Below are 21,017 nucleotides of genomic sequence, written 5' to 3' on the forward strand. Positions count from 1 at the left end.
TCTAGAACGCGATGCCGATGCTGAAGTGCAGCCGCGGCTGGCTGCTGCCTTCGGGCCAGGCGAGGTCGACGCGCAGCGGCCCCACCGGGCTGCGCCAGCGCACGCCCAGGCCATAGCCCCACACCGGGTCGAGCTGCGCGAAGCGGCTGGCGGCGTTGCCGCCGTCGATGAACACCGCGCCCCACAGCGAGGGCATGCTGTCCAGGAACGGGCGCGCGATCTCGAGGCTGGTGGTCAGCAGCGCTTCGCCGCCGCCCACGGCGCCATCGACCACCGGGCCCAGCGAGCGGAAGCTGTAGCCGCGCACCGACTCATCCCCACCCGCACGCCAGCGCAGCGACTCCGGCACCACCATGCCGGACCCCAGGAACACACGGCCCAGCTCCAGGCGTGCCTGCGCATACAGGGCGCGGCCGAGCGGTCGGTACACGGTGAGCCTGCCGTAGGCGCGGCCAAAGGTGCCCTTGGTGGCGTTGGTGCCGTCGCTGAGGCCGATGCCGAGCTGGGCCGACAGGGACTCACCGGTGGTGGGCAGCACGATGCTGTCGAGGCCCCGCCAGCCGCCGTGGAAGTTGAGCGACACCGCCGATGCGTCGCTCCGGTCGCCTGCGTCGGTGTGGCGGCTGGAGCGCTCCCACTCGACGAAACCGAGTCGTTCGACGCGCTGCGTGTCCTGCGTGCGGCCGAGTCGTACACGCTGCGACAGCACCACGTCGCTGTCCGATCGGAGCCGTTCGACCGCGGCGCCCAGCAGGTTGCGGTAGAGCTTTTTGTCGGGACGTGTGCTGATCTCGCCGTCCCAGGCCTGCCGCTTGTCACCGACCTCGATGCGCAGCGTGCTCGACAGTGGCAGCCCCAGCGGTCGGCGAAGTTGCTGCTCAACCGAGAAGCGTGCCCCGGTGTTGGCACTGACACCGACGCCGAAGGTGTAGCTCTGCAGCGGCGTCTCGCGCAGGCGCACCGCCACCGTTGCGGCCTCGGCCTGGCCCGGGTCGGTGTCGAGCGTGACGGCCACCGTCTCGAACAGGCCGGACTTCTGCAGGCGCTCCTGGAAGTCCAGCAGCAGGGCCTCGGTGACCGGTGCGCCAAGGGAAGCGAACGCAAGGTTGCGCACGGTGTCGGCATCCTGCGCCACCAGGCCCTCGATCTGCAGCTTGCCCAGGCGGTACAGCGGTCCGCTGTCGGCCACCAGGAACAAGCGCACCTCGTGGCTGTCGGGATTGACGGCCGCACCGGTGCCGGCCCACACCGCGGCGGCGTAGCCGGCGCTGCGCAGGCGTGACAGCGCCACCGCCTTGGCATCGGTCCAGGCGGTGTTGCGGAAGCCGGCGCCAACGGGCAATTCCCAGCCGCTGCGCAGCGCTTGCAGCAGATCCAGGCCCTGGGCGTCACCGGCGCTGGCGGCACGTTCCAGTGCGCCCTCGACCTCGAGCGTGACGCGGGAGATCCGGGCCTGAACGCCGGGCTCGACGCGCATGTGGACGAAGTCGGGCCGACCGCCGTCGGCGCCGGGTGCCCGATCGATGCGCACCACGGGCGCAAAGTAGCCCTCGGTCTGGAGGAGCTCGCGCACCTGGTTCCGGCTGGCGTCGACCAGGCGTGTCCACTCGGTGTCGTCGATCGCCGATCCGGCCAGCGAGCCGAGTCGCACGAGATCGAGGTGGCGTTCCAGCAGCGCCTTCAGCGGCGCCGGTGCGTCGACCTGCGGGCGCGCGCCCACCAGGGGCGACTGCTGCATGTCTTCCTGCCCGGTTCGCGGCACCGCGCCGGCGGTCGGCCCGGCAGCCAGCGGCTCTGCCGGGGTGCTGGCGCACCCGGTGAGCACGAGCGCCGCCAGCACCACGGCCGCGAAGCACCCCAGGCACGACCCGGCGGTCTGGCACCCGCTGGCTGGCCTCATTTGCTCAGCAGGCGCATCGCGCCCTCGAGCCCGGCCAGCGTGAGCGGGAACATGCGCTGGCCCACGAGTTGCTGCACGATGGCGATGCTTTGCCGGTAGCCCCACACGCCTTGCGGCTCGGGGTTGATCCAGGCGTGGTGCGGGAAGGCGTGCGTCAGCCGCTGCAGCCACTCGGCGCCCGGCTCCTCGTTGTTGTATTCGACGCTGCCGCCGGGCTGCAGGATCTCGTAGGGGCTCATCGTCGCGTCGCCCACGAACACCAGCTTCCAGTCGCGGTTGTAGGTGCGCAGCAGATCGTAGGTGGCGGTCTTCTCGCTGAAGCGGCGGCGGTTGTTCTTCCAGACGAAGTCGTAGACGCAGTTGTGGAAGTAGAAGAACTCGATGTGCTTGAACTCGCTCTTGGCGGCGCTGAACAGCTCCTCCACGCGGTGCACGTGCTCGTCCATGGTGCCGCCGACGTCCATCAGCAGCAGCACTTTCACCTTGTTGTGGCGCTCGGGCTGCATGCGGATGTCCAGCCACCCGGCGTTGGCGGCCGTGCCGCGGATGGTGCCGTCGAGGTCGAGTTCCATCTCGGCGCCCTCGCGGGCGAAGCGCCGCAGCCGGCGCAGCGCCACCTTGATGTTGCGCGTGCCGAGTTCCTTGGTGTCGTCATAGTCGCGGTACGCGCGCTGGTCCCACACCTTGACGGCGCTCTTGTTGCGGCTGCCGCCCTGGCCGATGCGGATGCCCTGCGGGTTGTAGCCGTGGGCGCCAAAGGGGCTGGTGCCACCGGTGCCGATCATGCGGTTGCCGCCTTCGTGGCGCTCTTTCTGCTCTTCGAAGCGCTTCTTCAGCGTCTCCATCAGCTCGTCCCAGCCCATCTTCTCGATGGCGGCCTTCTGCTCGGGCGTGAGCTCCAGCTCCAGCGTCTTGCGCAGCCACTCCAGCGGCACGTCCTGCGTGAAGTCGGTGAGCAGCTCCACGCCCTTGAAGTAAGCCGAAAACGCGCGGTCGAACTTGTCGAACTGGGACTCGTCCTTGACGAGCACGGTGCGCGCGAGCACGTAGAACTCGTCGACCGAGGGGCCGATGACGCCGGCCTGCAGCGCCTCAAGCAGCGCGAGGTACTCGGTCACCGACACTTTCAGCCGGGCGGCGCGCAGCGTCTGGAAGAAGTCGATCAGCATGGTCGGGCGTCCGTGAGGCCGATTGTGGGGCAGGGCGCTGGTGCCACAGCGGTGGCGACGCACCCGCGTTGACCCGAATCAGCGTGCGCGCTTCGTCCGCCCGCCGCCGCGGACGTGGCCCGGGTCGTGGGCGGCCAGCCAGCCGAAGAACTCCTCATGCCAAAGCCGGCTGTTGCGCGGCTTGAGGATCCAGTGGTTCTCGTCGGGGAACCACAAGAGCCGGGCGTCCACCCCCAGCGCCTTCAGCGTGTGGTAGTAGGCCAGGCCCTGGGCGTCGGGCACGCGGTAGTCGAGCGCGCCGTGGATCACGAGGGTGGGCGTGCGGAAGTTCTTCGCGAAGGCATGCGGGCTCTGGCCGTGCACGCGGGCCATGTCGTCCCAGTACCAGGCGCCCAGTTCCTTGGCGTGCCAGAGGTAGGCGTCGTCGGCGAACATGCCCACCCAGTCGTAGCAGCCGGCGTGGCACACGTAGGCCTGGTAGCGGCCGGGCTTCACATGGCCGTTCATCCAGGCCACCATGTAACCGCCGTAGCTGCCGCCGCAGGCGAACACGCGCTGGCGGTCGCCCCAGGGCTTCTTCAGCAGCCAGTCGGTGGCGGCCTCGATGTCCTGCAGCTCGAGCTCGCCCCAGCGGTGCGTGATGCTGTCGAGGAAGGCGTTGCCGAAGCCCGAGCTGCCGTGGTAGTTGACGCTGGCCACCACGTAGCCCTGGGCCGCGAAGACCTGCGTGTTCCAGCGGTAGTGCCAGTTGTCGCCAGGGCCGGTGTGCGGGCCGCCGTGGATGTTGTGCATCACCGGGTGCTTCTTCCTGGGGTCGAAGCCCGGCGGGTAGGTGAGCCACATCTGCACCGGATCACCCAGCGCGCCCTGGACCCACACCTCCTCGACCTTGCCGAAGGCCCATTGCGCCAGCCGCTCGTCGTTGAAGCGCTCGAGGCGGCGCGGCGCCTCGCCCGGCACGTGCGCGTGCAGCCGCGCCGGGTGCAGCGCGCTGTCGGCCAGCGTCACCAGCGTGCCGGCGGCCTTGTCGTAGGCGCCCAGCCAGCCGCCGGCCACCACGATCTCGGCGCGGCGGTCGGCGAGGTCGAAGCGCCACAGGTGGCGGCGGCCCTTCTGCTCGGCCGGCAGCAGCACGGCGCTGCCGTCGGCCTCCCAGGTGAGCGGGGCCTGCACGGCGTGGTCCCACTCGGCGCTGACCACGTCCCAGCGCGGTTTCGCACCGCGTTCGAGCACCGCCAGTTGCTCGGGCATCGTGTGCTTGCGGCCCACGTGCTGCGCCGTGAAAGCGACGCGGCGGCCGTCGGGGCTGTAGCGCGGGGCGCCGAAGTCCCAGGCCGCGTCCTGCGCCAGCGTGGCGAAGCGGCCGGTCTTCAGGTCGAGCTCGACGAGCGCGTGGCGGCCGTCGCCGCGCTTCTCGGGCGCCGGGTCGAAGCAGAACACGAGGTGGCGGCCGTCGGGCGAGACGTCAAAGTGGTCGACGTCCGGGTCGGCGCGCGGCAGCTCGTAGGGCGTGCCTTCGAACAGGTCGCGCACGGTGCCCGGCCTGCGGCTGTTTCCATCGGCGCCGAGCGTGAGCAGGTGCAGGTGCACGACGCGGCCCATCGGCATGTTGTGGTCCCAGTGGCGGTACTGGGCCTCGCTGGTGGCGTAGCCGGTTTCCTTGCGTTCGCTGAATGCCTTGTGGCGCGCGGCCTGCGCCTTGGCGCCCTTGAGCCCGGGCCACACCCAGCTCAGGAACACGAGCCGCCGGCCATCGGGCATCCAGCGGAAGCCCTCCACGCCCGTCGCCACGGTGGCGGCGCGGCGTGCCTCGCCGCCGTCGGGTGCGATCACGTACAGCTGTGGCGTGGCGTCCTTGGCCTCTTCCTGCTCGCGCTGCGCGGTGAAGGCGATGAGGTCGCCGCGCGGGCTCCAACGCGGGGCGCCGTCCTTGTCGCCGCAGGCCGTCAGCGGCCGCGGCTCGCCGCCGAGCGTGGACAGCAGCCACAGCTGCGTCGAGCCCTTGTTCTCGTCCATCGAGTAGCGCGTCAGCGAGGCCACGGCCTGCGCGCCGTCGGGGCTCAGGCTGGGGGCGCCGAGGCGCTCGATCTGCCAGAGGTCGTCGACCGTGATCGGCCTGGGCTTCCTGCTCTTGGTGGCCATGGCTGGCTTCGGGGTTGGGGCGCGCTCAGTCGCGCGGCTTGATGAGTTGCCAGTCGAGGTGGGAGCGCACCGTGGGCCACTCGGCCGCGGTGATGCTGTAGACGGCGGTGTCGCGCAGCGTGCCGTCGGGGCCGATCTGGTGCGCGCGCAGGATGCCGTCGAGCTGCGCGCCGAGCCGCTCGATGGCGCGGCGGCTCTGCGTGTTCAGGCGGTGCGTGCGGAACTCCACCGCGATGCAGTGCAGCGTCTCGAAGGCATGGCCCAGCAGCAGCCGCTTGCACTGCGTGTTCAGCGGCGTGCGCTGGGCGCTGCGCGCGGTCCAGGTGCTGCCGATCTCGACGCGGCGGTTCTTCGCGTCGATGTGCATGTAGGTGCTCATGCCCACCACGGTGCCGGCGGCATCGAGCACGGTGTAGGGCCGCATCGAACCGGCCTCGGCCAGCGCCAGGCGGCGCTCGATCTCGGCGGCCATGCCCTCGGGCGAGGGCACGGCGGTGTACCAGAGCCGCCAGAGCTCGCCGTCATGCGCCGCGCGCACCAGCGCGTCGTGGTGCTCGCGCGCCAGCGGCACGAGCGTGGCATGCGGGCCGCCGAGCGTGACCGGTTCAGGCCAGCCTCTCACCGCCTGCCTCAGCGATTGTGTTTCTGCATGAACACGAGCTTCTCGAACAGCGTCAGGTCCTGCTCGTTCTTCAGCAGTGCGCCCACCAGCGGCGGGATGGCCACCTTGTCGTCCGACGACTGCAGTGCCTCGAGCGGGATGTCTTCCGCCACCAGCAGCTTGAGCCAGTCGAGCAGCTCGCTCGTGCTCGGCTTCTTCTTCAGCCCGGGCAGGCCGCGGATGTCGAAGAAGGTCTTCATCGCGCGCGACAGCAGCTCGCGCTTGAGGCCGGGGAAGTGAACGTCGACGATCGCCTGCATCGTCTCGGCGTCGGGGAACTTGATGTAGTGGAAGAAGCAGCGCCGCAGGAAGGCGTCGGGCAGCTCCTTCTCGTTGTTGCTGGTGATGAACACCAGCGGCCGGTGCCTGGCCCGCACGAGCTCGCGCGTCTCGTAGACGTAGAACTCCATGCGGTCGAGCTCGCGCAGCAGATCGTTCGGGAACTCGATGTCGGCCTTGTCGATCTCGTCGATCAGCAGCGCCACGGGCTGCTCGGTCGTGAAGGCCTGCCACAGCACGCCCTGCACGATGTAGTTGCGGATGTCGCGCACCTTGGCGGCACTGTCGGCGTCCGGCAACTGGCTGTCGCGCAGCCGGCTCACGGCGTCGTACTCGTACAGGCCCTGCTGCGCCTTGGTGGTGCTCTTCACATGCCATTGCAGCAGCGGCATGCCCAGCGCCTGCGCCACCTCTTCGGCGAGCATCGTCTTGCCGGTGCCGGGCTCGCCCTTCACCAGCAGCGGCCGCTTCAGCGTGAGGGCGGCGTTGACGGCCAGCATCAGGTCGGGCGTGGCGACGTAGCGTTCGGAGCCTTGGAATCTCATCGGTTCAGTATAGGCGGCCCCCCTATAATCAATGACTGTCCCGAGTCGATCCTTCGCGAAGTACGAGTGCTGCCCGTGATGACCAAGCTTGCCGCCCCCTTCTTGCTGGCCCTGGCCGGTGTGCTCGCCACCTCAGCCCAGGCCCAGGACGTGAAGCGGGGCGAACTGCGCGCCGCGCAGTGCATCGGCTGCCACGGCATCCCGGGCTACCAGTCGAGCTTCCCCGAGGTGCACCGTGTGCCCAAGATCTCGGGCCAGAACGCGGCCTACATCGTCGCCTCGCTGCAGGCTTACGCCAAGGGCGAGCGCCGGCATCCGACGATGCGCGCCATCGCCGGCATGCTCACCGAGCAGGAAATGGCCGACCTCGGCGCCTTCTACGAGCAGCATGGCGCTTCGATGCTCAAGCCCGTCGCCGAGACCCCGGCGCGCCAACCCAGCCCGGCCGTGCAGGCCCTGCTGACCAAGGGTGCCTGCGCGTCGTGCCACGGTGCCAACTTCAACAAGCCGATCAGCGGCGTCACGCCCAAGATCGCCGGTCAGCACGCCGACTTCCTCTACGTGTCGCTGCGCGCCTACACCGTCCAGGATAACCCGAACATCGGCCGTGCCAACGGCATCATGTCCGCGCAAGTCAAGCCCTACACCCGGGCCGAACTGCGGCAGCTGGCCGATTACATCGGGACGCTGCCCGGCGATCTGCGCGTGGTGCCCCAGGCCCGCTTCCGCTGAACCGCGGCGCCGGTTCGGCCCCCCCCCGCGCTTCGCCTGCACGCCGCGCGCCGCCTCCGGGTGGCCACGGCCTTGTCATTTTTCGAGCCGGGCTGGCGCGCTGCTGCGTCGCTCCCGCCCAGCCACGCTGCCGCATGGCATGTTGGTGAAAGCCCTCCTAGGGTAATCGCCAGCGTGACGACACCGCGCGCCATGACGAGTATCGGGCGCTTCGATGGCTCCGGCCAGGGCCTGAAGCGCCCAGGACGGCTGCCGTCGGGCAGACCCACACCACACCAGGAGACGACGCCCATGAGCAGCCCGCTCACCCTTACCGTCAACGGCAGCACCGTCACGCGGGATGTCCCACCCGAGACGCTGCTGGTGGAGTTCATCCGCGAACACCTGCGGCTCACCGGCACCCACGTGGGCTGCGACACCGCCCAGTGCGGCGCCTGCACCGTGCACCTCGACGGGCGCGCGGTCAAGAGCTGCAACATGTTGGCCCACGAGGCCGCCGGCTCCCGGGTCAGCACCATCGAGGGCCTGGAGGCGGCCGACGGCAGCCTGCACCCGATGCAGGCCGCGTTCAAGTCCTGCCACGGCCTGCAGTGTGGCTTCTGCACCCCAGGCATGGTGATGAGCGCTGTGGACCTGGCCACGCACCACGGCTGCCACAGCGAGGGCCAGGTGCGCGAAGCGCTGGAGGGCAACATCTGCCGTTGCACCGGCTACCACAACATCGTCAAGGCGGTCATCAAGGGCGCCGCCGACATGAAGGCCACGGCCTGACACCCACCCCGACACCGCAAGCGACCAGGAGCACCGCACCATGAACGCACGCCAGGGTTTTGTCGGCCAGTCCGTCGAGCGCCGCGAAGACACGCGCTTCCTCACCGGCCGCGGCCAGTACACCGACGACATCACGCTGCCGGGGCAGACGCACGGCGTCTTCCTGCGCAGCCCACATGCGCACGCGCGCATCAAGTCCATCAGCACCGCAGCCGCCGCCAAGGCGCCCGGCGTGGTGGCCGTGTTCACCGGCGAGCCCTTCAAGGGCGTGGGCGGCCTGCCCTGCGGCTGGCTGATCAACAACCTCGACGGCACGCCCATGAAGGAGCCCAAGCACCCGGTGCTGGCCGACGGCAAAGTGCGCTATGTCGGCGACCGCGTGGCGCTCATCGTCGCCGAGACGCTGGCCCAGGCCCAGGCCGCGCGCGACCTGATCGAGGTCGAGTACGAGGTGCTCGCACCGGTGATCGATACCGCCAAGGCCACCGCCATCGCGTCGAACGTGCACGACGAGGCGCCGGGCAACCTTTGCTACCACTGGGGCATCGGCGACAAGGACGGCACGGCGGCGGCGTTCGCCAGTGCGGCGCATGTGACGACCCTCCACTTCCGCAACAACCGGCTCATCCCGAACGCGATGGAGCCGCGCTGCGCCAACGCCAGCTACAACAGCGCCGCCGACGAGTACACGCTGTACGTGAGCAACCAGAACCCGCACGTCGAGCGGCTGCTGATGTGCGCTTTTGTGCTGGGCATCCCCGAGCACAAGATGCGCGTCATCGCCCCTGACGTGGGCGGCGGCTTCGGCAGCAAGATCTACCTCTACGGCGAGGAGACGGCGCTGGTGTGGGCCAGCAAGCAGATCAGGCGCCCGATCAAGTGGACGGCCGAGCGCAGCGAGGCCTTCCTGTCGGATGCCCACGGCCGGGACCACGTCACGACGGCGCAGCTGGCACTCGACAAGGACGGCCACTTCCTGGGTCTGAAGGCCGACACCACCGCCAACATGGGAGCCTACCTGTCCACATTTGCCAGCTGCATCCCGACCATCCTGCACGCCACCCTGCTGGCCGGCCAGTACAAGACGCCCAAGATCTGGTGCGAGGTGAAGGCCGTGTTCACCAACACCGCACCGGTGGATGCCTACCGCGGTGCCGGCCGCCCCGAGGCCACCTACCTGCTCGAGCGCATCGTCGAAACCGCGGCCACCGAGATGGGCATCGACCCGGCCGAGATCCGCCGCCGCAACTTCATCACCAGCTTCCCCTACGCCACCCCGGTAGGCCTCACGTACGACATCGGCGACTACAACGCCACGATGACGCGCGCCATCGAGCTGGCCGACGTGGCCGGCTTCGCGGCGCGCAAGGCCGCGAGCGTGGCCAAGGGCCTGAAGCGCGGCATCGGCTACGCGGCCTACATCGAGGCCTGCGGCATCGCGCCGTCGAGCGTGGCGGGTGCGCTGGGCGCCCGTGCGGGCCTGTTCGAGGCCGGCGAGGTGCGCGTGCACCCCACGGGCAAGGTGACGGTGTTCACCGGCAGCCACAGCCACGGCCAGGGCCACGAGACCACCTTCGCGCAAGTGGTGGCCGATCGCCTGGGCATCCCGATGGAAGACGTGTCCATCGAGCACGGCGACACCGGCAAGATCCTCTTCGGCATGGGCACCTACGGCAGCCGCTCGCTCGCCGTGGGCGGCACCGCCATCGTCAAGGCGCTGGACAAGATCATCGCCAAGGGCAAGAAGATCGCCGCCCACCTGATGGAAGCGTCGGACAGCGACATCGTGTTCGAGGACGGCCTCTTCAAGGTGGCCGGCACCGACAAGAACGTGCCGTTTGCCAGCGTCTCGCTCACGGCCTACGTGCCGCACAACTTCCCGCACGACAAGCTCGAGCCGGGCCTGAACGAAAACGCCTTCTACGACCCGAGCAACTTCACCTACCCCGCCGGCACCTACATCTGCGAAGTCGAGATCGACCCCGCCACCGGCAAGACGACGATCGAGCGCTTCACGGCCGTCGATGACTTCGGCAACGTCGTCAACCCGATGATCGTGGAAGGGCAGGTGCACGGCGGCCTGGCACAGGGCATCGGCCAGGCCATGCTCGAGCACGGCGTGTACGACAACGACAGCGGCCAGCTGCTCAGCGGCAGCTACATGGACTACGCCATGCCGCGTGCCGACGACGTGCCCGGCTTCACCGTCGAAACGGCCAAGGGCACGCCCTGCACGCACAACCCGCTGGGCGTGAAGGGCTGCGGCGAGGCTGGGGCCATCGGCAGCCCGCCGGCGGTGATCAACGCCATCTGCAACGCGCTCGGCGTGAAGGACGTGCCGATGCCGGCCACACCGCACACGGTGTGGAAGGCCGCCCACGGCAAGCTCTGAACGCACCCGCAGCACACAAGGAGAAGACACCATGCAGAGCTTCCAATTCAGCAAGGCGAAGAACGTGGCCGAGGCCAAGGCCGCGGCGGCCTCGGGCGCCAAGATCCTGGCCGGCGGGCAGAGCCTGCTGCCGTCGATGCGCCTGGGCCTGGCGGCACCCGAGGCGCTGGCCAGCCTGGCCGGCATCGCCGAGTTGAAGGGCATCACGGTGGGCGGCGGCGTCGTCAAGATCGGCGCCATGACCACGCACGCCACGGTGGCCGCGAGCGCCGAGGTGCGCGCGGCTATCCCGGCGCTGGCCGACCTGGCCAACCACATCGGCGACCGGCAGGTGCGCAACCGCGGCACCATCGGCGGCAGCCTGGCCAACAACGACCCGGCCGCGTGCTACCCGGCCGCCGTGCTGGGCCTGGGCGCCACCGTGCACACCGACCGCCGCGACATCGCCGCCGACGACTTCTTCGTCGGCCTGTACACCACGGCGCTGGCCGAAGACGAGGTCATCACCGCGGTGAGCTTCCCGGTGCCTGAGAAGGCGGGCTGGCAGAAGTTCAAGCAGCCGGCCTCGCGCTTCTCGATCATCGGCGTGTTCACGAGCAAGGGCCCGAAGGGCGTTCGCGTGGCCGTCACGGGCGGAGGCAACGGTGTGTTCCGCGCCAGCGCGCTCGAGGCCCAGCTGGCTGGCAACTACAGCGCTGCCGCGCTGGCGGGGGCGACGGTCAGCGCCGATGGGCTCAACAGCGATCTGCACGGCTCGGCCGAGTACCGCGCGGCGCTGATCCCGGTGCTGGCGGCACGTGCCGTCGGCTGACGGCAGCTGGACCGGCTCGCCGTTGGCTGAAGCCGCCCCACTGCCGGCCAGCATCGACGAGGTCGGACAGGCGCTCGCCTCGCAGGACTACGTGGCCGACCGCCGGTTGGCCACCGTCGTCTACCTCGCGCTCAAGCTGGGCCGGCCGCTCTTCCTGGAGGGCGAGCCCGGCACCGGCAAGACGGAGATCGCACGCACGCTGGCCGCCGCGCTGGGCCGGCCGCTGATCCGCCTGCAGTGCCACGAGGGCCTGGATCTGGCCGGCGCCGCCTACGAGTGGAACTACGCGCGGCAGATGCTCGAGATCCGCCTCGCCGAGGCCGCGGCAGAAGACCGTGCAGCCCTGGCCGCGCGTCTCTTCACCGACGCCTTCCTCGTCAAGCGCGCGCTGCTCGACGCCATCGACCCCTTGCGCCCGGTGCCCCCGGTGCTGCTGATCGACGAGCTCGACCGCGCCGACGAGCCCTTCGAGGCCTTCCTGCTGGAGGTGCTGGCCGACTTCCAGATCACCATCCCCGAGATGGGCACGGTGAAGGCGATCACGCCGCCCATCGTGGTGCTTACCAGCAACCGCACGCGCGAGGTGCACGACGCCGTGAAGCGGCGCTGCCTGTACCACTGGGTGGGCTTTCCGGATGCCGCACGCGAGCTCGAGATCATCCGCCGCCGCGTGCCCGGCGCGTCCGAGCGCCTCGCGCGCGAGATCGTGGCCTTCGTGCAGCGGCTGCGCGAGATCGAGCTGCACAAGCTGCCGGGGGTGGCCGAGACGATCGAGTGGACACGCGCGCTGCGCGAGCTGGACACCGTCGTGCTCGATCCCGAGGTGGTGCAGAACACCTTGGGACTGCTGCTCAAGTATCAGGATGACATCGCGCGGGTGGGCGCCGACGAGGTGGCGCGGCTGATCGAGCAGGCGCGTACGGCGGCGTCGTGAGGCGTGGCGTGGGCTCCCTTCGACAGGCTCAGGGCGATCGGAAAACCGGGCTCAGCCCGAACGGAGTGGGGTGCGGAGGTGGGGCTTCGACAGGCTCAGCCCGAACGGGGTGGTGTGCAGGCCCTGAACACCCACCGCCGTTCGGACTGAGCTTGTCGAAGTCCCTTCGAGCACCATGATCCCCTCTGGCCAAACCCCCGGCCGCCTGGCCGAGAACGTGATGCACTTCGCGCGCGTGCTGCGCAGCGCCGGCCTCAGCGTGGGCACCGACCGCGTGCAGCTCGCGCTGCAGGCCCTGCCCGTGGCCGGCCTCGAAGGCAAGGCCGACTTCCACGCCGTGCTCTCGGCCTGCTTCGTCAGCCGCCACGAGCAGCAGACCCTCTTCGACCAGGCCTTCACCCTCTACTGGCGCGACCCCGATCTGGCCGGCCGCATGCGCGCGCTGCTGCTGCCGCGCGTCAACACCAACACGCCGCCGCCGGTGAAGGAGAACCGCCGCCTCGGCGACGCGCTCTTTCCCAGCAGCCGCGACGCGCCCGCCAAGGCGCCGCCGCCGGCCGAGATCGAGCTCGAAGCCACGCTGACCTCGAGCGCGCAGGAGCGGCTGCAGAAGGCCGACTTCGAAACCATGAGCACGGATGAATTTCGCGCAGCCCTGCGCCTGCTCACACGCCTGAAGCCGGCGATGGCGCCGCTGCCCACGCGCCGCCGCGAGGCCAGCCCGCGCCCCGGGCGGCTGGACGTGCGCGCCACGCTGCGTGCCGCCGGTCGCGTGGGCGGCGACTACCTGCCGCTGCGCCACAGCGCGGTGCGCGAGGTGGTGCCGCCACTGGTGGTGCTGGCCGACATCTCCGGCTCGATGGCGCGCTACTCGCGCATGCTGCTGCACTTTGCGCATCTGCTCGGCCAGGCCGGGCCGCGCGTGGAGACCTTCGTCTTCGGCACGCGCCTGACGCGCCTCACACCCCTCTTGCGCCAGCGCGACCCCGACGTCGCCGTGGCCCAGTGCACCGCCAACGTCAAGGACTGGTCCGGCGGCACACGCATCGCGCACAGCCTGCACGACTTCAACCGCCTCTGGGCGCGGCGCGTGCTGGGCTCGCGCGCCACCGTGCTGCTGGTCAGCGACGGCCTCGAGCACGAGGCCGCCGACGACCTGGCCTTCGAGATGGAGCGGCTGCACAAGAGCTGCCGCCGCCTGGTGTGGCTGAACCCGCTGCTGCGCTTCGAGGCCTTTCAGCCGCGCGCGCGCGGTATCCGCGCCATGCTGCCGCACGTGGACGACTTCCGCCCGGTGCACAACCTGGCGAGCCTGGCGCAGCTGGTCGATGCCCTGGCCAAGCCGCCGCCCCAGCGGCGCGTGCCTTCAGCGTAGCGGCCAGCGCAGCAGCCCGGTCGCCAGCGCCGTGCCCAGCAGGATGACGGCGCAGCCCACGAGCATGGTGCCGGTGGGCACCTCGCCGAGCGCGAGAAAGCCCCACAGCAAGGCGAAGGCCGGGATCAGGAAGGTCACGCTGGTGGCGGTGGCCGCGCCGGTGCGGGCGATCAGGCGGAAGAACAGCACATAGGCCAGCCCGGTGCACAGCAGCGACAAGGCGATCGCCGCTGCCCAGGCCGTGGCGCCGGGGTTGACCGCCGGCCACCACAGCACGGCCGGCACCACCAGCGCCAGCGTGGCGGCGGCCTGGCTGCCCGCGGCCACGGCCAGTGGCGGCAGGCCTTGCAGCCAGCGCCGCGACATGTTGGCGCCGAGTCCGTACAAGGCAGTCGCGGCCAGGCAGGCCGCCACGCCGATGGCCGCGCTGACGCCGTGCGCGCCGGCGGTGAGGTCGGCCTTGCCCCAGCCCAGCCCCACGACCCCGGCCACGCCGATGGCCAGCCCGAGCCAGCGCGAGGCACTCAGCTGGTCCTTCAGCCACAGCCAGGCGATGAGCGCGCCCCAGATCGGCACCGTGGCGTTGAACACCGACAGCAGCGCCGTCGTCAGCGCCAGCGCCGCCACCGCGTACAGCAGGAAGGGCAACGCCGAGTTGACGATGCCGATGCCGGCGATGGCGCGGCCGTGCGTGCGCCAGGCGCCGCCCTGCTGCTTGAGCAGCATCAGCGGCACCAGCAGCAGCGCCGCACCGGCCACGCGCACGAAGGCCAGCGCCACCGGGCCGAACTCGGCCGCCCCCAGGCGCATGAACAGGAAGCTGGCGCCCCAGATGGCGCCCAGGAGCAGCAGGTCGACGATGTCGCGGCGCGTCATGGGCGGGCTCGTGCAGCGGGTTGAACCGCCACGCCCTCCAGTTGCAGCAGCCAACGCTTGCGCTCCAGCCCGCCGGCGTAGCCCGTGAGCGCGCCGTCGCGGCCCAGCACGCGGTGGCAGGGCACGATCACGCTCAGCGGGTTGCGCCCCACCGCGGCGCCCACCGCGCGCGCCGCCTGCGGCTTGCCCAGGGCGCGCGCGATGGCGCCGTAGTCGGTGCTGCCACCGGCCGGAATGGCCCGCAGCTCACGCCACACCGCCTGCTGCCAGGGCGTGCCGGCGGCGTGCAGCGGCAGCGTGAACTCGCGCAGCTTGCCGGCGAAGTAGGCACTCAGTTGCTCGGTGGCCGCACACAGCCAGCGCTGCCGCCCGTCCACCGGCACGGCCAGCGCGCCGGGGTGGTGGGCCTGGCCGTCGAACCAGGCGCCGGCCAGGCCCTGGGCGGTGGCGGCCAGGGTCAGCGGGCCGAGTGGCGTGGCCAGGCGGCTTTGCGCCTCGAAGGCGTGGGCCAGGTGCTGCGGGTTCATGTCAGGACCTCGATGTCTTGCCACAGCCGCATCACGGCGTAGGCGCGCCAGGGGCGCCAGGGTTCGGCTTGCGCCAGGAGCTCGGCCCGGTCGCGTGTACCAAGGGCGTTCATCAGGCCGATGTCGGCCACCGGCCAGGCATCGGGCCAGGCCAGCGCGCGCATCGCGATCACCTGCGCCGTCCAATCGCCGATGCCGGGCAGGGCGACGAGCGTGGCCAGCGTGTCGTCGACCGAGGCGCCGGGCTCGAGCCGCAGCCGGCCCTCGACCAGCGCCTGCGCCAGCGCCTGCAGTGCCTTCACACGTTGGCGCACGATGCCCAAGGTGCCGATGTCTTCGGCACGGGCCGCGGCGATGGTGGCCGCGCTGGGGAACAGCCGTGTCAGCCCCTCGAAGGGCGTGGCCACCGGCTCGCCGAAGCGCTGCACCAGCCGCGCCGCCAGCGTGCGCGCGGCCTTCACGGTGACCTGCTGGCCGAGGATGACGCGGGCTGCCGTCTCGAAGGCGTCCAGCGTGCCCGGCAGGCGCAGCCCCGGGCGCGGCGGCAGCGGCAGTTGCGCCAGCACGGGGTCGATGCGCGCCGGGTCGGCGTCCAGGTCGAAGGCGTGGCGGACGCGGCGGATCACGGCGCCCAGCACCGGGCTCAGGTTGCTGCTGGTGCGCAGCCGAAGTTCGTCGCGCCCGGGTTGGAGCTGCACCTCGATCCAGCCGTGGCGCGGCGCCGCACCCTCGGCCGCGGGCCAGGCCAGCGTGCGGCGCAGCAGGCCACGCGCCACGTCGACCTGCTCCACGCCTTCGAGCTGGCGCCGTGCAAAGAAGCCGAACAGCGCCTCGGCATCCAGCGGCGGGCGGTAGGCCAGGCGCAGGCCCTGCGCGGTGCCGCCCGCGGGCTGCTCGCGCCGCAGCTGGGTGGGCTGCAGGCGGTAGTGCTCGGCAAACGCCGCATTGAAGCGGCGCAGGCTGGCAAAGCCACTGGCCAGCGCCACCTGCGTGACGGGCAGCGCCGTGTCGGTGAGCAACTGCTTGGCCAGCAGGAGCCGCTGCGTCGTCAGATAGGCCCCCGGCGAGACACCATGTGCGGCGGCGAAGATGCGGCGCAGGTGGCGGTCGGTCACGCCCAGGCGATCGGCCACCTGCGGCAGCCGCATCGGCTCGCCGGCGTGCACGGCGTGCTCGATGGCGCGCGCCGCGGCATCGGCCAGCGTGGCCGAGCTGTCCATGGCCGACAACCCCGGCGCGATCTCGGGCCGGCACTTCAGGCAAGGCCGAAAGGCCGCGGCTTCGGCGCGCTCGCGCGTGGCGAAGAAGCGGCAGTTCTCCAGGCGCGGCGTGCGCACGCGGCACACCGGCCGGCAGTAGATGCCGGTGCTGGTGACGCCCACGAACAAGCGCCCGTCGAAGCGCGCATCGCGGGCCTTGAGCGCGAGGTAGGCCGAGTCGGCGTCGAGGGCGGCGTCTGCAAGCATGACGCCATTGTCGCCACCGGCGCGCCGCCGACTCGCCGTTTCCGGACCTGTCAGCCGATGCCTCGCCAGCCCGCTGCCTGCGTGCCGCCGCCGTTCAGTGCGGCGACAACAGCTTCGGCCCCACGATGCCCAGCACGATGAGCCCCACGCAGCCGATGCGCGCAGGGCCGCCCTTCCTACAATCGTCCGACCCCAGGCCACCAACCCACACCCCGCCCATGCGCATCGACCCGAGCATCTTCAAGGCCTACGACATCCGCGGCATCGTCGGCAGGAACGTCGACGAGGCCTTCGCGGAGCACCTGGGCCGCGCCTTCGGCAGCCAGGCGCGCGCCGCCGGAGAAAAGGCCGTGGCCGTGGGCCGCGACGGGCGCCTGTCAGGCCCCGGGCTGGCCGCGGCGCTGGTGCGCGGGCTGCAGAGCACGGGCCTGGACGTGGTCGACATCGGCCCGGTGACGACACCGATGCTTTACTACGTCGCCGCCACCCGCGGCCGGCACGGCTGCACCAGCGGCATCCAGGTCACGGGCAGCCACAACCCGAAGGACTACAACGGCTTCAAGATGGTGATGGCCGGCCGCGCCATCTACGGGGAAGACATCCAGCAGCTCAAGCGCCGCATCGAGGCCGAGGACTACACCGTGGCCCGGGGCCGCAGTGCGCGCATGGACATCGGCGCCGAGTACGCCGCGCGCATCACCGGCGACTGCCGCCTGGCCCGGCCCATGAAGGTGGTGGTCGACAGCGGCAACGGCATCCCCGGCGCCAGCGCGCCGGGCATCCTGCGCGCCTTGGGCTGCGAAGTGATCGACCTGTACAGCCGGGTCGACGGCGACTTTCCCAACCACCACCCCGATCCCAGCAAGCCCGAGAACCTCGAGATGCTCAAGGCCGTGGTGCACGCCACCGGCGCCGAGATCGGCCTGGCCTTCGACGGCGACGGCGACCGCCTGGGCGTGGTCACCGCCGGCGGCAACATCATCTACCCCGACCGCCAGATCATGCTGTTCGCGCGCGACATCCTGGCGCGGCACCCGGGCGCGCAGATCATCTACGACGTCAAGTGCAGCCAGCGTCTGCCGGCGGCCATCCGCGAGGCCGGCGGCCGGCCGCTGCTGTGGAAGACCGGCCACTCGCTGATCAAGGCCAAGCTCAAGGAGACCGGCGCGCCCTTTGCCGGCGAGATGAGCGGCCACCTGTTCTTCGGCGAGCGCTGGTACGGCTTCGACGATGCGATGTACACCGCGGCGCGGCTGCTGGAGATTCTCTCGCGCCACGCCGACCCCAGCGCCTTCCTCGATGCGCTGCCCACGAGCTACAGCACGCCCGAGCTCAACGTGGCCTGCGCCGAAGGCGAGCACCACGCCGTGGTGGCGGAGCTGCTGGCGCGTGTGGCCGATGGCCGGCTGGCTTTCGCGGGCGGCGAGGTCGGCACCATCGACGGCCTGCGCGTCGACTTCGCCGACGGCTTCGGCCTCATCCGCGCCAGCAACACCACGCCGGTGCTGGTGCTGCGCTTCGAGGGCCATACGCCCGAGGCGCTGCAGCGGATCCAGACCCAGTTCATGCAGGTGCTGCGGAGCGTGAAGCCCGACGCCACCGTGGGCGCCTCGGCGCACTGAACTTGGCTCCCGCTCACACCGGGCCACCCGCAGGGCTGCGCCAGGCTCAGCCCGGACGAGCTGCTTCCGTTCGCCCTGAGCTTGTCGAAGGGCCGCGCTGAGCTTGTCGAAGCGCCCGATGACCGAAGGTCTCGCCCGGGGGTTCTACACCCTGGCCTTGCGGCTGCTCACCCCGGCCTACCTGCTGCGCCTGTGGTGGCGGGGCCGGGCCGAGGCCGGCTACCGCGAGCACCTGGCCGAGCGCCTGGGCTTCGGCCCCGCCGAGCCCGCAGGCCGGCTGTGGCTGCACGCCGTGTCGCTCGGTGAGACCCGGGCCGCCGAGCCCTTGATCGCCGCGCTGCGCGAGCGCGAACCGGGCTTGCGCCTGCTGCTCACGCACGGCACGGCCACCGGCCGCGCCGCTGGCCGGGCGCTGCTGCGCGACGGCGACCTCGCGTGCTGGCAGCCTTGGGACACCCCCGGCGCCGTGCGCCGCTTTCTGGCCCGCCACCGGCCGGCCGCGGGCGTGGTGATGGAGACCGAGGTCTGGCCCGTGCTGCTGCACGAGGCTCGCCGCGCGGGCGTGCCGATGCTGCTGGCCAATGCGCGATTGAGTGAGAAGAGCGCGCGCCGGGGCCGGCGCTTCGCGGCGCTGCTGCACCCGGCGCTGGGCCGCTTCGACGCCGTGCTTGCGCAGACCGAGGCCGACGCGGCGCGGCTGCGCGCCAGTGGCGGCTGCGGCGTGCAGGTGCTGGGAAACCTCAAGTTCGACATCGCGGTGCGCGACGGGCTGGCCGCACGCGGGAGCGCCTGGAAGGCGGCGCTCGGCCGCCCGGTCGTGCTGGCCGCCGTCACGCGCGAGGGCGAGGAGGCGCCGCTGCTGGCGGCCTGGCGCGCCGCCGCGCCGGGCCCGGCGCTGCTCGTCATCGTGCCGCGGCATCCGCAGCGTTTCGACGCGGTCGCGGCGCTGGTGACCGGCGCGGGTTGCACGCTGGCACGCCGCAGCGCCTTTGCCGACGGCGCACCCGCGGCCGACGCGCTGCGCGCCGAGGTCTGGCTCGGCGACAGCCTGGGCGAGATGCCGGCCTGGTACACCATGGCCGACGTGGCACTGCTCGGTGGCAGCTTCGCGCCGCTGGGCGGGCAGAACCTGATCGAGGCCGCGGCCTGTGGCTGCCCGCTGCTGATGGGGCCCCACACCTTCAACTTCGCGCAGGCCGCCGACGGGGCCTTGCAGACCGGCGCGGCGCGGCGCGTGGGCGACCTCGCAACCGCCGTGGCTCAGGCCCTGGCGCTGCTGCACGACAGCGCCGCCCGCCAGGCGATGGCTGCGGCCGGCCGCGCTTTCAGCGCCGCCCACCGCGGCGCGGCGGCGCGCATGGCCGATGCCGTGCTGGCCTTGTGCCGGCGCTGACGGGCTCTCAGGGCGCCAGCAAGCGTGTCAGCGCCTCGACGTCGGCGGTGGCGAGCTGGCCGCTGGCCTGGCGCAAGCTCAGCGTGGCCAGCAGCACGTCGTAGCGCGCCTTGGCCAGGTCGCGCTGAGTCGTTACAAGCTGGCTCTGCGCGTTGAGCACGTCGAGGTTGACTCGAACGCCGACGCGGTAGCCCAGCTGCGTGGACTCCAGCGCCAGCTTGCTGGATGACTCGGCAGCCTCCAGCGCCTTGACCTGCGCCAGCACCGACTGCAGCCCGAAGTAGGCCTGCCGGGTGCCCAGCGCCACGCCGCGGCGCGCGGCGTCGAGCTGGTTGCGCGACTGGTCCTCGAGAGCCAGCGTCTCCTTGATGCGGTTCTGTGTGGCGCCGCCGGTGAACAGCGGCCAGTTGAACTGCAGGCCCGCGCTGGCGACGGTGCTGGTGCCGTTGCTGCGGTTGAGCGCATCCAGGCCGCCGCGGGCATTGGTGCTTCCGACCGAGGCCACCGCATCGAGCGTCGGCTTCTCGGCGGCGCGGGCCTTCTCGGTCTCCAGCGTGGCGACCTCGAGGCCCAGCCGCGCGCGCAACACCGTGGGGTGCACCCGGTCTGCGGCGCTGACCCACTGCTCGGGGTCGGCCGGCTGCGGTGCCTGCAGTTCCACCGGCACGCGCAACGGCTTGGGCTGCACGCCGATCCGGCCCACCAACTGGTCGAGCGCGATGCGCTTGGTGCGCAGGTCGTTCTCGGCGGCGATCTCCTGCGCCACGACGAGATCGAAGCGCGCCTGCGCCTCCCGCGTATCGGTGATGGTGGCGGTGCCGACCTCGAAGTTACGCCGCGCCGACGCCAGCTGCTCGGTGATGAAGACCTTGCTGGCGCGCACCGCGCCAAGCGCATTCTCGGCCGTCAGCACGTCGAAGTAGGACTGCGAGACGCGGATGATCAGGTCCTGCTCGGCGGTGGCGAGGTCGGCCTTGGCCAACTCGAGCGACTTGCGCGCCTGTGCCGTCGTGGCGTCGTTGCTGCGGTTGAACAGCGGGTAGCGGCCGTTCAGCGAGGCCTGCAGCGAGCTGGCCTGCGTCGTGCCGCCGGTGAGGCTGTTGTCAGTGGCCGACGTGCCCGCGCTGGCCGACACCGCGGCCGAGGGGCGGCTCAGGGCCTCACTCTGCGCGGCGCGGAACTCGGCGCTGAGCGCGCCGGCCTGGGCGGCGCGGAAGGTGGCGTCGTAGCCGCGCGCGGCCTCCACCAGCGCGGCCAGGCTTTGCGCCGAGGCCAGGCCCGGCCACGCGGCGAACACGGCAAGGGCGAGCGAGGCCAGGGCAGGGCGCAGGGGCGGGCGGGTGCGGGGCATGCGGTGTTCCTCCGGGATGCGGGTATTGGGGGGGTATCGGGGCCGCGCGACGGGCGGCCGCCGAGGGCGGG

The 21,017-nt window shown here is 71.4% G+C and carries 17 protein-coding genes; 8 read left to right on the forward strand and 9 right to left on the reverse strand.

What is annotated here, in order from left to right:
- Position 1 precedes the first annotated feature (1 nt).
- The 5 genes from KA711_09225 to KA711_09245 all read right to left on the reverse strand — a co-directional run bounded on the left by KA711_09225 (position 2) and on the right by KA711_09245 (position 6,696).
- On the reverse strand, positions 2-1,900 hold the full coding sequence (locus KA711_09225) for a BamA/TamA family outer membrane protein (GenBank protein ID MCM0609161.1): 1,899 nt from the start codon (positions 1,898-1,900) through the stop codon (positions 2-4).
- Positions 1,897-3,069: a VWA domain-containing protein gene (locus KA711_09230; protein ID MCM0609162.1), complete on the reverse strand. Its 1,173-nt coding sequence runs from the start codon at positions 3,067-3,069 to the stop codon at positions 1,897-1,899. The genes KA711_09225 and KA711_09230 overlap by 4 nt, the downstream gene beginning before the upstream one ends.
- A 78-nt stretch (positions 3,070-3,147) precedes the next feature.
- Complete coding sequence (locus KA711_09235) at positions 3,148-5,211, reverse strand: S9 family peptidase (GenBank protein MCM0609163.1); 2,064 nt, start codon at positions 5,209-5,211, stop codon at positions 3,148-3,150.
- 25 nt (positions 5,212-5,236) lie between these two features.
- Entirely contained in the window at positions 5,237-5,833 is a 597-nt protein-coding gene (locus KA711_09240; protein MCM0609164.1) for a GNAT family N-acetyltransferase, read from the reverse strand.
- Positions 5,834-5,841: 8 nt separating this feature from the next.
- On the reverse strand, positions 5,842-6,696 hold the full coding sequence (locus tag KA711_09245; GenBank protein MCM0609165.1) for a MoxR family ATPase: 855 nt from the start codon (positions 6,694-6,696) through the stop codon (positions 5,842-5,844).
- Positions 6,697-6,774: 78 nt separating this feature from the next.
- Here KA711_09245 and KA711_09250 point away from each other — a divergent pair, with 78 nt between their 5' ends.
- The 6 genes from KA711_09250 to KA711_09275 all read left to right on the forward strand — a co-directional run bounded on the left by KA711_09250 (position 6,775) and on the right by KA711_09275 (position 13,711).
- On the forward strand, positions 6,775-7,428 hold the full coding sequence (locus tag KA711_09250; GenBank protein ID MCM0609166.1) for a cytochrome c4: 654 nt from the start codon (positions 6,775-6,777) through the stop codon (positions 7,426-7,428).
- A gap of 291 nt (positions 7,429-7,719) precedes the next feature.
- Positions 7,720-8,199, forward strand: a complete 480-nt coding sequence (locus tag KA711_09255) for a (2Fe-2S)-binding protein (protein ID MCM0609167.1) — start codon at positions 7,720-7,722, stop codon at positions 8,197-8,199.
- Between the two features lie 40 nt (positions 8,200-8,239).
- Positions 8,240-10,591 carry a xanthine dehydrogenase family protein molybdopterin-binding subunit gene (locus KA711_09260; GenBank protein ID MCM0609168.1) on the forward strand — a complete coding sequence of 784 codons (2,352 nt, stop codon included), beginning with the start codon at positions 8,240-8,242 and terminating at the stop codon, positions 10,589-10,591.
- A gap of 31 nt (positions 10,592-10,622) precedes the next feature.
- A complete protein-coding gene (locus tag KA711_09265) occupies positions 10,623-11,402 on the forward strand; it encodes an FAD binding domain-containing protein (GenBank protein MCM0609169.1) in 780 nt (259 codons plus the stop codon).
- 40 nt (positions 11,403-11,442) lie between these two features.
- The gene (locus KA711_09270; protein MCM0609170.1) at positions 11,443-12,336 is read left to right on the forward strand and encodes a MoxR family ATPase; all 894 of its coding nucleotides are present in this window, start codon (positions 11,443-11,445) and stop codon (positions 12,334-12,336) included.
- A 178-nt stretch (positions 12,337-12,514) separates the two neighbouring features.
- Positions 12,515-13,711 carry a VWA domain-containing protein gene (locus KA711_09275; protein ID MCM0609171.1) on the forward strand — a complete coding sequence of 399 codons (1,197 nt, stop codon included), beginning with the start codon at positions 12,515-12,517 and terminating at the stop codon, positions 13,709-13,711.
- Here the strand turns inward: KA711_09275 and KA711_09280 are convergent.
- The 3 genes from KA711_09280 to KA711_09290 are packed head-to-tail and all read right to left on the reverse strand — an operon-like array spanning position 13,703 to position 16,580.
- On the reverse strand, positions 13,703-14,587 hold the full coding sequence (locus tag KA711_09280) for a DMT family transporter (protein MCM0609172.1): 885 nt from the start codon (positions 14,585-14,587) through the stop codon (positions 13,703-13,705). The genes KA711_09275 and KA711_09280 overlap by 9 nt on opposite strands.
- On the reverse strand, positions 14,584-15,114 hold the full coding sequence (locus tag KA711_09285) for a methylated-DNA--[protein]-cysteine S-methyltransferase (GenBank protein MCM0609173.1): 531 nt from the start codon (positions 15,112-15,114) through the stop codon (positions 14,584-14,586). The genes KA711_09280 and KA711_09285 overlap by 4 nt, the downstream gene beginning before the upstream one ends.
- The gene (locus KA711_09290) at positions 15,111-16,580 is read right to left on the reverse strand and encodes a DNA-3-methyladenine glycosylase 2 family protein (protein MCM0609174.1); all 1,470 of its coding nucleotides are present in this window, start codon (positions 16,578-16,580) and stop codon (positions 15,111-15,113) included. Before KA711_09290 ends, KA711_09285 begins: the two co-directional genes overlap by 4 nt.
- Positions 16,581-16,798: 218 nt before the next feature.
- On the opposite strand from KA711_09290, the gene KA711_09295 reads away from it, so the two are divergent.
- On the forward strand, positions 16,799-18,202 hold the full coding sequence (locus KA711_09295; protein MCM0609175.1) for a phosphomannomutase/phosphoglucomutase: 1,404 nt from the start codon (positions 16,799-16,801) through the stop codon (positions 18,200-18,202).
- Positions 18,203-18,320: 118 nt separating this feature from the next.
- On the forward strand, positions 18,321-19,595 hold the full coding sequence (locus KA711_09300; GenBank protein MCM0609176.1) for a 3-deoxy-D-manno-octulosonic acid transferase: 1,275 nt from the start codon (positions 18,321-18,323) through the stop codon (positions 19,593-19,595).
- Positions 19,596-19,602: 7 nt separating this feature from the next.
- Here KA711_09300 and KA711_09305 read toward each other — a convergent pair whose 3' ends face one another.
- Positions 19,603-20,946: a TolC family outer membrane protein gene (locus tag KA711_09305; GenBank protein MCM0609177.1), complete on the reverse strand. Its 1,344-nt coding sequence runs from the start codon at positions 20,944-20,946 to the stop codon at positions 19,603-19,605.
- Between the last annotated feature and the right edge of the window lie 71 nt (positions 20,947-21,017).

It is taken from the genome of Ideonella sp. WA131b, from assembly GCA_023657425.1.
In the GTDB taxonomy this organism is placed as follows: domain Bacteria; phylum Pseudomonadota; class Gammaproteobacteria; order Burkholderiales; family Burkholderiaceae_C; genus Rubrivivax.

Bases quoted from the DNA above. Each gene is read 5' to 3' on its own strand.
- KA711_09245 (MCM0609165.1), bottom strand. From the start codon at position 6,696: ATGAGATTCCAAGGCTCCGAACGCTACGTCGCCACGCCCGACCTGATG.
- KA711_09300 (MCM0609176.1), top strand. From the start codon at position 18,321: ATGACCGAAGGTCTCGCCCGGGGGTTCTACACCCTGGCCTTGCGGCTG.
- KA711_09260 (MCM0609168.1), top strand. From the start codon at position 8,240: ATGAACGCACGCCAGGGTTTTGTCGGCCAGTCCGTCGAGCGCCGCGAA.
- KA711_09250 (MCM0609166.1), top strand. From the start codon at position 6,775: ATGACCAAGCTTGCCGCCCCCTTCTTGCTGGCCCTGGCCGGTGTGCTC.
- KA711_09285 (MCM0609173.1), bottom strand. From the start codon at position 15,114: ATGAACCCGCAGCACCTGGCCCACGCCTTCGAGGCGCAAAGCCGCCTG.
- KA711_09265 (MCM0609169.1), top strand. From the start codon at position 10,623: ATGCAGAGCTTCCAATTCAGCAAGGCGAAGAACGTGGCCGAGGCCAAG.
- KA711_09255 (MCM0609167.1), top strand. From the start codon at position 7,720: ATGAGCAGCCCGCTCACCCTTACCGTCAACGGCAGCACCGTCACGCGG.
- KA711_09295 (MCM0609175.1), top strand. From the start codon at position 16,799: ATGCGCATCGACCCGAGCATCTTCAAGGCCTACGACATCCGCGGCATC.
- KA711_09230 (MCM0609162.1), bottom strand. From the start codon at position 3,069: ATGCTGATCGACTTCTTCCAGACGCTGCGCGCCGCCCGGCTGAAAGTG.
- KA711_09235 (MCM0609163.1), bottom strand. From the start codon at position 5,211: ATGGCCACCAAGAGCAGGAAGCCCAGGCCGATCACGGTCGACGACCTC.
- KA711_09305 (MCM0609177.1), bottom strand. From the start codon at position 20,946: ATGCCCCGCACCCGCCCGCCCCTGCGCCCTGCCCTGGCCTCGCTCGCC.
- KA711_09290 (MCM0609174.1), bottom strand. From the start codon at position 16,580: ATGCTTGCAGACGCCGCCCTCGACGCCGACTCGGCCTACCTCGCGCTC.
- KA711_09225 (MCM0609161.1), bottom strand. From the start codon at position 1,900: ATGAGGCCAGCCAGCGGGTGCCAGACCGCCGGGTCGTGCCTGGGGTGC.
- KA711_09280 (MCM0609172.1), bottom strand. From the start codon at position 14,587: ATGACGCGCCGCGACATCGTCGACCTGCTGCTCCTGGGCGCCATCTGG.